Origin of the sequence: Cellulomonas sp. H30R-01 (assembly GCF_010119915.1) — a bacterium.
Classification (GTDB): Bacteria; Actinomycetota; Actinomycetes; order Actinomycetales; family Cellulomonadaceae; genus Cellulomonas; species Cellulomonas algicola.
In genome coordinates, this window is sequence record NZ_CP048210.1 from 2671214 (window position 1) to 2683907 (window position 12694).

Annotated in this window: 8 protein-coding genes; 1 reads left to right on the forward strand and 7 read right to left on the reverse strand. The window is 72.7% G+C overall.

Annotated features, from left to right (window positions below):
• Positions 1–20: 20 nt before the first annotated feature.
• Positions 21–1028: an ABC transporter substrate-binding protein gene (locus GXP71_RS11955; protein WP_124343411.1), complete on the reverse strand. Its 1008-nt coding sequence runs from the start codon at positions 1026–1028 to the stop codon at positions 21–23.
• Positions 1029–1666: 638 nt separating this feature from the next.
• Here GXP71_RS11955 and GXP71_RS11960 point away from each other — a divergent pair.
• Positions 1667–3736: a glycosyl hydrolase family 28-related protein gene (locus tag GXP71_RS11960; RefSeq protein ID WP_162352820.1), complete on the forward strand. Its 2070-nt coding sequence runs from the start codon at positions 1667–1669 to the stop codon at positions 3734–3736.
• A 171-nt stretch (positions 3737–3907) separates the two neighbouring features.
• Here GXP71_RS11960 and GXP71_RS11965 read toward each other — a convergent pair whose 3' ends face one another.
• The 6 genes from GXP71_RS11965 to GXP71_RS11990 form a co-directional block, all read right to left on the reverse strand.
• Positions 3908–5920, reverse strand: a complete 2013-nt coding sequence (locus GXP71_RS11965; RefSeq protein ID WP_162352821.1) for a beta-galactosidase — start codon at positions 5918–5920, stop codon at positions 3908–3910.
• A complete protein-coding gene (locus GXP71_RS11970) occupies positions 5917–8112 on the reverse strand; it encodes a beta-galactosidase (protein ID WP_162352822.1) in 2196 nt (731 codons plus the stop codon). The genes GXP71_RS11965 and GXP71_RS11970 overlap by 4 nt, the downstream gene beginning before the upstream one ends.
• A 75-nt stretch (positions 8113–8187) precedes the next feature.
• Positions 8188–9135: a carbohydrate ABC transporter permease gene (locus tag GXP71_RS11975; protein ID WP_162352823.1), complete on the reverse strand. Its 948-nt coding sequence runs from the start codon at positions 9133–9135 to the stop codon at positions 8188–8190.
• A complete protein-coding gene (locus GXP71_RS11980; RefSeq protein ID WP_162352824.1) occupies positions 9132–10082 on the reverse strand; it encodes a carbohydrate ABC transporter permease in 951 nt (316 codons plus the stop codon). The genes GXP71_RS11975 and GXP71_RS11980 overlap by 4 nt, the downstream gene beginning before the upstream one ends.
• A 69-nt stretch (positions 10083–10151) precedes the next feature.
• Complete coding sequence (locus GXP71_RS11985) at positions 10152–11528, reverse strand: ABC transporter substrate-binding protein (protein WP_162352825.1); 1377 nt, start codon at positions 11526–11528, stop codon at positions 10152–10154.
• A gap of 115 nt (positions 11529–11643) precedes the next feature.
• Positions 11644–12657, reverse strand: a complete 1014-nt coding sequence (locus GXP71_RS11990; RefSeq protein ID WP_238402386.1) for a LacI family DNA-binding transcriptional regulator — start codon at positions 12655–12657, stop codon at positions 11644–11646.
• Between the last annotated feature and the right edge of the window lie 37 nt (positions 12658–12694).

The following is a 12694-nucleotide window of genomic DNA, read 5'->3' on the forward strand; positions in this document are numbered from 1 at the left end:
GAGCGGGCGGTGGACGTCGGTCAGTACTGCCGGTTCGGCAGCGCCTCCTGGGCCGCGGCCTGGTCGAACTCCTCGTCCTTGGTGACGATGCGCTTCTCGACCGTGCCGCCCGAGTCGAGCGTCTTGATGATCTCGGCCAGGTCGGGGCCGAGCAGCGGGTTGCACTCGACGATGTAGGTGATCTTGCCGTCGGCGAGCGCCTGCATGCCGTCCTTGACGCCGTCGATCGTCACGACCTTGATGTCCTCGCCCGGCTTCTTGCCGGCCGCCTCGATCGCCTCGATGGCGCCGAGGCCCATGTCGTCGTTGTGCGCGTAGACGACGTCGATGTCCGGGTACGCCTGGAGGAAGCCCTCCATGACCGTCTTGCCCTCGGCGCGCGTGAAGTTGCCCGTCTGCGACGCGATGATCTCGACGTTCGGGTTGTCCTTCGTGGCCTCCTCGAACCCGGTCTTGCGGTCGATCGCCGGCGCCGAGCCGGTCGTGCCCTGAAGCTCGACGACCTTGATCGGCTCGGTCGCGAGGGTGTCGGACACGTACTTGCCGATCCGCCGTCCCTCCTCGACGAAGTCCGAGCCGATGAACGTCACGTACAGCGACTCGTCCTCGGTGTCGACGGCCCGGTCCGTGAGGATCACGGGGATGTTGGCCGTCTTCGCCTCCTCGAGCACGGCGTCCCAGCCGGACTCGACGACGGGCGAGAACGCGATGTAGTCGACCCCCTGGGCGATGTAGGAGCGGATCGCCTGGATCTGGTTCTCCTGCTTCTGCTGGGCGTCGGAGAACTTGAGGTCGAAGCCCTCCTCCTTCGTCAGCGAGTCCTTGATGGACGTCGTGTTGGCGGTGCGCCACCCGGACTCGGCACCGACCTGGGCGAAGCCGACGGAGATGAGGTCGCCCCCACCGTCGCCGCCTGCGGTCTCGTCACCGCCGCTGTCTCCGTCGCCGCCGGCGCAGGCCGACAGGCCGAGCACCAGGGCGGCGAGCCCGGCCGTGATCGCGCGCTTGTGGAACGTCGTGCTGGCCATGCTTCTCCTCCTCGAGAAACCCACCTCACCCCCGGTCCGGCCGACGCTGGCCGGACCGCGGTCGTGCACGCCCGGCACTGCCGGGCGGGGCGGCGTGCACCCTCGGTGCGAACCGGACCCCTCGGTCAAGCGTGATGTTAGCGCTCACATCGGGCAGATGGGGCGCCGTTTTGTTGCGATCCGGTCACGCCGCCCGGACGGGCCGGTGACGCACGGAGAGTCCGTGCGTCACCGGCCACCACCACGACCCCCTCCGCACCGGGCGGCGCCGGGCGCCTCGCCTCCGGTCCGGCTCCCGTCTCGCCCGCGGCTCGTCGGCGTCGTCGACGACGGGATGCGACGTCCTCTCGCGGGCGAGACAGTCCATGTCTCCGTCCCGTCGCGAAGCCTCGTGCTCGTCAGGGCTGTCGGCTGTCGGCTGTCGGCTGTCGGCTGCCGGCTGTCGCGGCCGCGGCCGCGGGCGACGGACGGGCCGGGCGGGAGCGGGCGAGGCGACAGAGCCGCATTGTCTTGCGTGATTCACGTAAGTTCTTGCGGATTGTCATGGAGTCTTGTCTGGTGTTCTGTACGGTCTCTACGGTGTGTCCACCCGGCTCCCCACCCGTGGAGCCGTCCCGGCTGCGCAAGGAGGCGCTCCCGTGCGGACCCCGCTCACCCCCACCCCCGCGCGCGGACGGCGACGGACGCCCCGCGCGGCCGCCGTCGCCGTCGTCGCCCTGACCCTCGTCGGCGTGCTCGCCCCGTCCGCCGGCGCCACCGCCGCCGGCCGACCCGGCCCGCCCGTCCCGCCCGCGGCGAGCCCACCCGCCACCCGTGCCGCGCTCGACCCGGCCCTCGTCGCGGGGCGCGGCGCCGACCTCGGCATCGTCGAGCAGGAGGCCGAGGCCGCGACGACGAACGGCACGGTGATCGGTCCCGACCGCACCGCGTACACGCTGCCCGCGGAGGCGTCGGGGCGGTCGGCGGTGCGGCTGCTCCCCGGCCAGCACCTCGAGCTCCGGCTGCCCAAGGCCGCGAACGCCCTCACGATCCGCTACGCGATCCCCGACGCGCCGACCGGCGGCGGCATCACGTCGCCGCTCGACGTCACCGTCGGCAAGGACCGGCGGACGATCACGCTCACGTCGCAGTACTCGTGGCTCTACAACCAGTACCCGTTCACGAACGACCCGGGTGCAGGGCTGCTGCACCCGGACTGGTGGATCACCGAGTGCGGCTGCGTGCCCTCCGCGACGACTCCGACGCCGACCATCACCACGCCGTTCCGGCCCATGCACTTCTACGACGAGCAGCGCGTGCTGCTGGACCGGACCTACCGCGCGGGCGAGACCGTGCGGCTCACCGTGCCGAAGAAGGCCACCGCCGCGTGGACCGTGATCGACCTGCTCGACTCGCAGCTCGTCGGCGCGCCGCACGTGCGGCTCGAGGCCGCGAACGCGGTGCTGTTCGGCGCCGACCCGACGGGCCGTCGCGACGCCGCCCCGGCCATCGAGAAGGCGATCGCGTTCGCGAAGAAGCACGACCTGCCCGTCTACCTGCCGCCCGGCACGTACCAGGTGAACCGCCACATCGTGGTGGACGACGTCACCGTCGAGGGCGCGGGTTCCTGGTGGACGACGCTGCGCGGCCGGGAGGTCGCCCTGCCGACGCCCGCGCCCGACGGCTCCGTGCACACGGGCGTCGGGATCTACGGGAAGCCGGCGGCGGAGGGCGGGTCGCGCGACGTGCACCTGTCCGGGTTCGCGATCCAGGGCGACGTGCGCGAGCGCATCGACGCCGACCAGGTCAACGGCGTCGGCGGTGCCATGAGCGACTCGACCATCCGCGACCTGTACGTCCAGCACACCAAGGTCGGCCTGTGGTTCGACGGCCCGATGTCGAACCTCGTCGTGAGCGACACCGTGATCGTCGACCAGATCGCCGACGGCGTGAACTTCCACACCGGCGTCACCGACTCCGTCGTGCGGAACTCCGTCGTCCGGAACACCGGCGACGACGCGCTCGCGATGTGGGCGCAGGGCACGACGAACGCGCGCAACACGTTCGAGCGCAACACCGTCCAGACGCCGACGCTGGCGAACGGCATCGCGATCTACGGCGGCGAGGACATCGCGGTCGTGGGCAACCTCGTCGCCGACCCCGTCCGGGAGGGCAGCGCCCTGCACGCCGGGTCGCGGTTCGGGGCCGAGCCGTTCACCGGGTCGCTGCGGTTCGTCGACAACACGACCGTCCGCGCGGGCACCTACGAGCTCAACTGGAACATCGGGCTCGGGGCGTTGTGGGTGTTCGCGCTCGACCGGAGCATCGACGTCGACCTGCAGGTCGTCGGCGACCACTTCCTCGACAGCACCTACAACGCGCTCATGCTCGTCACCGACTGGCCCGTCAAGGACCAGTACTCGATCACCGGCGTGGACGTGCGCGACGTGCGCGTCGACGGAACCGGCACGTCCGTCCTGTCGGCCCGCACCGCGGGGTCGGCGACGTTCGCGAACGTCGACGCGCGCAACGTCGGGGCGGTCGGCATCAACAACTGCGGCGCCTTCGGGTTCACGCCCGCGGGGTCGGAGTTCACCGTGGTCGACGGCGGGGGCAACGACGGCGGCGGGACGACCGGCCCGTGGATGGCGCCGTGGGAGCTGCCGAACACGATCACGTGCGACGACCGGCCGCCGGTGGTGCCCCCGCCGCCACCGTCCGCGTGGTGACGCGCGGGGTGACCCGCTGAGACCGGGGCTCCCGGGCCGGAGTGCGCACCGGTCCGGGAGCCCCTTCGTCTGCGACGGGCCCACCGCGTCAGCGGCAGGCGCGCGACGACGGGTGGGTGCGTCAGCGGTCCTGGCGCAGCCACCCGTCGTCGGCGACGGCCCGTCGCCGCGTCAGCGGTCCTGACGCAGGACGAGCACGCCGCGCGCGGGGACCGTCGCGCCGCCGTCGTGCACGCCGCCCGCGACCAGGTCCGTGCCCGACGCGTCGATCCGGACGTCGTCGTCGGTGTGGTTGATCGCGAACAGCCACGCCGCGCCGTCGCCCACCCGCCGGACGACCTCGACCCCGACCGGGACGTCGGGCACCAGCGGGTCGACACCGGCAGCCGCGAGCACCGTGCCGAGCAGCGCCGACGTCGACGCCGGGTCGAGGCGGGTCGCCACGTACCAGGCCGCGCCGTCGCCCACGTCGCGACGCGTCACCGCGGGGAAGCCGGCCGACGGGCCGTCGGCGAACGACGCCACCACCGCGGCGTCGGGCACGGTCATCCGCTCCGACCACACCTCGCCGACCGACCCGTCGTCGAGCATCACCCGCGCCCCCTCCGCGAGCGGTGCGAACTCCTCGCCCCGCACGCCCAGGAGGTCCCGGAACGCGCCCGGGTAGCCGCCGAGGAGCACGCGGTCGTGCGCGTCGACGATGCCGGAGAAGTACGTGACGACGACCTGCCCGCCGCGCTCGGCCACGGCGCGGAGCCGGTCGGAGAGCCCGTCCGGCGCCAGGTAGAGCGTCGGCACCAGCACCACGTCGTACCCGTCGAGCCCGTCCGCGGCAGCCGTGGTCGCGGGCAGGACGTCGACGGGGACACCCGCGTCGAGCAGCGACCGGTGCAGACGTCGGGCCTGGTCGAGGTAGCGGACGTCGACCGTCGGGTGCGCCTCGAGCTCCGACGCCCACCACGCCTGCGTGTCCCACAGCAGCGCGACGCGCGCCCGCTCGACGACGCTCCCCCGCACCTCCGCGAGCCGCCCGAGCGTGGCGCCCAGGTCGACGACGTCCCGGAACAGCGCCGAGTCGCGGCCGGCGTGCGGCACCATCCCCGAGTGGTACTTCTCGGCGCCCGCGCGGGACTGCCGCCACTGGAAGAACAGCGCGCCGTCGGCGCCGCGGGCGACGTGCTGCAACGAGTTCCGCAGCAGCTGGCCGGGGTTCTTCGCGAGGTTGCGCGGCTGCCAGTTCACGGCGCTCGTGGAGTGCTCCATGACGAGCCACGGCTCACCGCCGGCGAGCCCGCGCACGCGGTCGGCGCTGAACGCGAGCTCCGCCCAGCCGTCCGGGTCCGCCGCCCACAGGTAGTGGTCGTTCGCGACCAGGTCGACGAGCGGCGTCGTGGCCGCGTAGTCGAGCTGGTGGAACTCGCCCATCACCATGTAGTTCGTCGTCACGGGCAGGTGCGGCGTGACCTCGCGCAGCACCGCGGCCTCCGCGGCGAGGTGATCGACGAACGCGTCGGACGAGAACCGCTCGAAGTCGAGCCGCTGCCCCGGGTTGGGGATCGTCGTCGTGCGTCGCGGCGGCAGCACCTGGTCGAACGACGCGTACCGCTGCCCCCAGAACGCCGTGCCCCACGCGAGGTTGAGGGCGTCGACGTCGTCGTACCGCGTGCGGAGCCAGTCGCGGAACGCGGCCGCGGACACGTCGCACCAGCAGCGCCCGTTGTGGCACGCGAGCTCGTTCGACACGTGCCACATCCGCACCGCCGGGTGCTGCCCGTACCGCTCGGCCAGCACGCGGGCGATCCGCAGCGCGTGCTCGCGCAGCACCGGGCTGCTCGGGCACCACGACTCGCGGCTGCCCTGCGCGAAGCGCAGGCCGTCGGCGTCGACCGGCAGCATCTCCGGGTGCTTCCGGTGGAGCCACACGGGCGGCGCCGCACTGGGTGTCGCGAGGTCGACCCCGATGCCGTTCTCGTGCAGCAGGTCGAGCACGCGGTCCAGCCACCCGAACCGGTACACGCCCTCCTCGGGCTCGAGCTCGCCCCACGAGAAGATCCCGACGGACACGAGGTTGACCCCTGCCTCGCGCATGAGCGCGACGTCCTCGTGCCAGACCTCCTCCGGCCACTGCTCCGGGTTGTAGTCGCCGCCGAACGCGATGCCCTCGGTGGGCCAGCGCGCGCTCACCGTGTCACCGCCACGAGCACGTCCCACGCACCGAGCGCGACCGTGGCACCCGCGTCGAGCGGGCCTCCGGGCGCGTCCGGCGGGGGCGGGTCGGCGGGACGGTCCCCGCGCGCGGCGACGAGCACGTCGAGGTCGGCCGGGGCGACGACGTCGACCGCCTCCCACGACCAGTTGTGCAGGACGTGCACGCGCCGGCCGTCGGTCGTCGTCGAGGTGTGCACCGTGACGCTCGGCGGCAGGTCCGACCAGCCGGCGAGCGGCTGCGGCACGAGCCAGCGCGCGAGCGACCGCGCGAACGACGCGCCCGGCACGGTCCCGACGACGGTCACGCGCCCCGCGCCGTACGCCCGGGTCGTCGCCGCGGCCCAGGCCCCGTGGTGCGGGTGCACGTACCGCGCGAGCACGTCGGCCTCCCCGTCCGTCGCCGCGGTCGTGAGGTCGCCCTCGGGCGGGGTGCCCGGGGTCAGGGACTCCGCCCACGCCGTCGCCGTCGCGTCGTCGTCGAGGGCCAGCGGGGAGCCGGGGGCGGCGACGACGGGGACCGGGGTCGGGAGGTTGGCGATCTCGTCGTACCAGGCGCCCGCGGCCTCCGACAGGCCGCCCGGCTGGACGGTCGCCCGGGCGCGCGCCTCGGTGTCGGCGTACCCGGTGCGCGGACCGACAACCAGGTGCCCGCCCGCCTGCGCGTACCGGCGCAGCCAGTCGAGGTCCTCGTCGGACGCGGCGTAGAACCCGGCGGCGACGAGCACCGGGAGGCGCGCGGCAACGGCCGCCGGGTCCTCCACGCCCACGTGCTGCGGCCGCACGACCCGCACCTGCAGGCCCGCGTCGAACGCGCCCCGGTAGAAGGACGCGACGATCCGCGGGTACGACAGCGGGTCGCCCTCGCCCGACGCCGTCTGGAGCGGCGGCTGGCCCGCGAGCGCCCACCGGCTCGCGCCGTGGTGCCAGATCGCGACGTCGGCGTCGGGGGTCGCGTCGGCGAGCAGCCCGCCGACGCGCCCGAGCTCCGCCCCGAGCACGGCCATCTCGCGGTACGCCCGGCCGGGCACGCCGCTGTGCGGCAGCACGCCGCCCCAGTACGTCTCGGCGCCGTAGTGCAGCGTGCGCCAGTGCCAGTACTCGACCATGCGCGCGCCGCGGGTCACGAGCGCCCACGCGGCCTGCCGCCACTGCCCCGGGTAGGCGGGCAGGTTCGTCGACGGGCCGCCGATGGCCTGCGCGTCGGTCTCGGTCACGAGGAAGGGCTCGTCGCGCGAGGACCACATGACGTCGGCCACCTGGAACAGCGCCCACGTGCCCGTCGCTGTCCACGACTGCGGCACGACCGCCGCCGACGGGTGCGCGAGGCCGTCCTGCATCGTGTAGTACGCGTTGCCGCTGGTCACGTCGAGGACCGACGCGAGGTCGGCGTCCTCGAGCGCGGGCCGCTCGTACGCGATGCACGTCGTCACCCACTGACCGGGCCGCGCCAGCGAGCGCACGGCCTGCGCCTGCCAGTCGATCATCTCCGTCGTGAGCGCCGCCTGGAACCGCCGCCACGCGAGGTCGTACTGCGGCTGCGCGTTGCCGTCGGGCGTCCACAGGTCGGCCCACGTCGAGAGGCGGTGCGACCAGTAGACGAGGCCCCACTCGCGGTTGAGCGTCTCGACGTCGCCGTACGTGTCCTCGAGGTGGTCGACGAACCGCTCGAAGATGCCGCGGTTGTGCAGCAGGTGCAGGCCGGGCTCGTTGTCGACCTGGTACCCGACGACGGCCGGGTGGTCGCGGTAGCGCTCGACGATCCGGCGCAGCACGCGCTCGGCGTACCAGCGGAACACGGGGTGCGTGAAGTCGACCTCCTGCCGTGCGCCCCAGCCCATCGGGCGGCCCGTCGCGGACTCCCCCGCGATCTCCGGGTAGCGGCGGACCAGCCACGGCGGCACCGCGTACGTCGGGGTGCCGAGCACGACGTCGATGCCGCGCTCGTGCGCGCCGTCGAGCACGGGCTCGAGCCAGTCGAGGTCGAACCGCCCGTCGGACGGCTCCCAGGTGGACCAGACCGACTCGCCGACGCGGATCACCGTGAACCCGGCGGCGGCCATGAGGTCGAGGTCGCGCTTGAGGTCGCCGGGCGACGGGTCGGCGCCGGGGCCGTGGTACTCGTGGTAGTACGCGGCGCCGAAGCGGACGCGGTCGTGCTGCACGGACATGAGGTCTCCTCAGCCGGGTGTACCGGTGGATCAGGGGCCGCGGGCGACAGCGCGCGCGGCGGGAACAGGGGCGCGTCAGCCCTTGACGGAGCCCGTCGCGAGCCCGGACTGCCAGTACCGCTGCAGGAACAGGAACGCGACGATCAGCGGGATGATCGAGATGAGCGATCCGGTGATGACGCTCGAGAACAACGGTCGTGATCCCGATCCCCCCGCGGCGGTGGCCTGCCACTGCGCGAGGCCGACCGTCAGCGGGAACAGGTCGGGGCTGTTGAGCACGATGAGCGGCAGGAAGTAGTTGTTCCACGTCGCCACCAGCGTGAACAGCAGGACCGTCACGAGGCCGGGCACGAGCAGCCGCAGCGCGACCTGGAAGAAGATCCGCAGCTCCCCGGCGCCGTCGACGCGGGCGGCCTCGATGAGGGTGTCGTCGACCGCGTCGGCCGCGTAGACCCGCATGAGGAACACCCCGAACGGGCTGACGAGCGAGGGCAGGATGACCGCCCACGGCGTGTTCGTCAGGCCGGCCTTCGCGAACAGCAGGTACGTCGGGATCGCGAGCGCCGTCGTCGGGATCATGATCGACCCCAGGATGCCGCTGAAGATCGCGTTGCTGCCGGGGAACCGGTACTTCGCGAAGGCGTACCCCGCGGCGGTCGCGAGGAACGCGGCCCCGACGGCGGCGGTCCCCGCGTAGAAGACCGTGTTCCGCATCCACAGCAGGTAGACGCCGTCCTGCGCGGTGAACACCGCCTGGATGTTCTCCCACAGGGAGATCGACTGCGCGAACCACAGCCCGAACGACGAGAACAGGTCCGCGTTCGACTTGGTCGACGCCACCACGAGCCAGAACAGCGGCAGCAGGAAGTACACGAGCGCGAGGAGCATGAGCACCGACAGCAGCGGGCTGCGGCGGGGCTGGTCGCTCGAGTGGCCGCGGCGGCGGCGGCTGCGCGGTGCCGCCGGCTCGGCGGGTCCGGACGCGCGCCGGCCCGCGGGGGTGCTGATCGTCGTCGTGGTCATCGGGCACGCTCCTTGCGCTCCCTGCGCTGCGCCGAGAGCTGCACCACGTAGGAGACGATCATGATGACGATGCCCAGCACGAAGGCGATCGCCGCGGCGTAGTTCAGGTCACGGTTGATGAACGAGAGGTTGTACGCGTAGAGGTTCGGCGTGTAGTCGGTGCCGATCACGTTCGGCGCGAGCGACTGCAGCAGGTTCGGCTCGGTGAAGAGCTGGAACGAGCCGATCACGGAGAAGATCAGCGTCAGCAGGAGCGCCGGGCGCACGGCCGGGATCTTGATGCTCCACGCGGTCCGGACCGCGCCGGCCCCGTCGACGGACGCCGCGTCGTACAGCTCCGCGGGGATCGCCCGCAGCGCGGCGTAGATGATGATCATGTTGTAGCCGACGAACTCCCACGTGACGATGTTCATGATCGAGAACAGCATCCAGTCGGCCGACAGGAAGGGCGGCGCCGGGGCGCCGACCGCGTCGGCGATCTGCGCGGCGGGCCCGAAGTCGGGGCCGTACAGGTAGCCCCACATGAGGGCCGCGACGACGCCGGGCACCGCGTACGGGACGAAGATGCCGAGCCGGATGAAGCGCTGCAGGTACAGCACGCCCGCGTCGAGCAGCAGCGCGAACAGGAGCGACAGGCCGAGCATGACCGGCACCTGGATGACCAGGAAGAGCGCCATGCGGCCGACGCCCGACAGGAACGACGGGTCGGACAGCGCGCGGCTGTAGTTGTCCAGCCCGACGAAGGCGGTGCCGCCGACGAGCTGCTCGCGGAACAGGCTGAGGTAGCCCGCGTAGACGAGGGGTGTGACGAGGAACAGGACGAAGATCGCGACGAACGGCGCGATGAGCAGGTACGCGGTGGCGTTCTGCTTGCGGCGCATCGGCGACGAGTGCCGGTGCTTCCGGGGCTGCGCGAGGGTGCGCTCGGGCGTGACGACGTCGGTCATCGGTGTCTCCCGGGGTCGGTGAGGTGGCCGGTCCCGCGGCCTGCGGAGTGCCGCGGGACCGGCGGTCCCTCAGTCGGCGACGGTGAAGCCCTGCTGCTCGGCGTAGGTCGTGAGCTTGTCCTGCCACGCCTGCATGGCCTCGACCAGGTCGGTCTTGTCCGCGATGGCCTTGCCGACGGTCTCCTCACCGGCGGAGTAGGCGTAGTCCATGAACGGCAGCCACCCGAAGTCCGGCTCGACCGTCGAGGACACCTCGGCGAAGAGCTTGTTGACCTCCTGGCCGCCGTAGAACTCGGACTTCTCGTCGGCGAACTGCGGGTCCTCGAGGACCTCGGTGGTGGTCGGGAACAGGAACTGCTCGGTCGCCATCGTCATCGTCGACGCCTTGTCGTGGTTGATCCACAGCGCGAGCTGCGACGCGGCGATCGGGTTCTTCGTCGACGCGAGCACCGCGTCGGACGAGCCGCCCCAGTTGGCGGAGACGTCCTGCCCCTCCTCCCACTGCGGGATCGTCGAGGCCCGCCACAGGCCTGACGTGTTCGCGGCCGTGCCCTGGAGGAACACCGGCCCCCACGCGGCGGCGACCCACGACGCGTACTTGCCGTTCGCGAGCCCCTGGTACCAGGCGTCGGTGAAGTCCGGGTCGACCGAGACCGCGTCGGCCTCGATGAGGTCGCCCCAGTACTGCGCGACCTGCGTCGCCTCGTCCGAGGACAGGTCGATCGTCACGGTCTCCTTGCCGTCCCAGCCGAACGGGCGCGCACCGGCCTGCCACAGCAGCGCGGTGAACTGGCCCATGTCGTTGCCGGGGAGGTTCGTCAGGTAGAGGTTCGGGTCCGCCGCGTGCAGGTCGGTCGCCGCCTGCGCGAACGCGTCCCACGTCGTCGGGACCTGGATCCCGTGCTGCGACAGCAGGTCCTCGCGGTAGAGCAGGCCCATCGGGCCCGAGTCCTGCGGGACGCCCCACACCCTGTCACCGTCGGTCGACTTGACCTGCTCCCACACCCACGGCACGTAGTCGTCGCCGACGTCCGCCGGCATGTACGGCGTGAGGTCGAGCAGGTTGTCGCCCAGCGCGAACGACGACAGGTGCTGGAACTCGATCTGCGCGACGTCGGGGGCACCCTCGCCCGCCTTCAGCGCGCTGCGCAGCTTCTGGTAGTGGTCCGCGCCCTGGCCGACGTTCACGACCTCGACGTCGATCGCCGGGTAGGCCTCCTCGAAGAGCGTGACCTCCTTCTCGATGTCGGGGACCCACGTCCAGAAGGTCAGCTTGGTCGGCGTCTTCATGGCCTCGTCGATGTCGGCCTGGCTGACGGGGCCGGTCGTCTCGCCGCCGCCGTCGCTCCCGCCGCCGCTGCTGCAGGCGGTGAGGGCGAGCGCCGCCACGGCGACCCCCGCGGTGAGCCCGGCGGCCTTGCGCCGCCACGTGATCGTCCTCGACATGCTCCACTCCTTCGTGAAGGTCGTGCTGGTCCGGTCGGTGCGCGCGCCCCGCCGCGATGGTGCGCGGCGGGACGCCCGGGTTGGCCTCGTGGGCCGGAGTGCGGGTGCGGCTGGGTCAGCCCCGCCCGCGGGGTGCTGCTGTCGTCTCCCGGACCACGAGCTCGACCGGGACGTCCTCGCGACGGTCCTGCCGTCGCGGGTTCTCGACGGCGTCGACGAGGAGCCGGACGCCGAACGAGGCCAGGTGCGTGAGGTCCTGGCGGATCGTGGTGAGGGCGCGCGTGAGGTACGCGGCCTCGGGGATGTCGTCGAAGCCGACGACGGACACGTCACCGGGGACGTCGCGACCCGCGTCGGCGAACGCGCGGAGCACGCCGATCGCCATGTGGTCGTTCGCGACGAAGACGGCGGTGACGTCGGGGTCGGCGGCGAGGCGCTGCCCGACGGCGTAGCCCGACGGTGCGCTCCAGTCGCCGTGCAGGACCTCGGGGACGGGCGCGCCCGCCGCGGCCAGCGTCTGCCGCCAGCCGTCGGCGCGCAGCCCCGCCGACCGCCAGCCGGACGGGCCGGCGACGTGGTGGACCGTGCGGTGCCCGAGTCCCAGCAGGTGCTCGGTCGCGGCGCGGCCGCCACCCGCCTGGTCCGCGTCGACCATGAGCTCGTTGGTGGAGATCCCGTACCGGCCCGACAGGCTGAGGAGCGGCAGGTCACCGACCTGTGCCGCGTCGAGCGTGAAGACCCCGACGGGCTCGTTGACCGCGATGCCGTCGACGCCCTGCTCGACCAGGTCGAGCAGCGAGCCGGTGATGCTCTCCGGGTCCCCCTCGAGCGTGTTGACGACCGACATCGCGTAGCCGGCCTCGCGGATCGCCCGCTCGATGCCGACCATGATCGACGCGGGGCCGAAGTCGGTGGACCCGACGGACAGGACGCCGATCGTCCTGCTGCGGCCGGAGACGAGCTGACGGGCGGCGCGGTTGGGCCGGTAGCCGAGGGTCGCGGCGGCGTGGCGGACGCGGTCGCGGACCTCGGGGCGCACGTGGGGGTCGCCGTTGATGACGCGGCTCACGGTCTTCTGCGAGACACCGGCGGCGCGCGCGACGTCCATCGCGACGACTGCTCGCTCCACGGCCACGACGGTGTCCCTTCGGTCGGCTCTGCCCGAT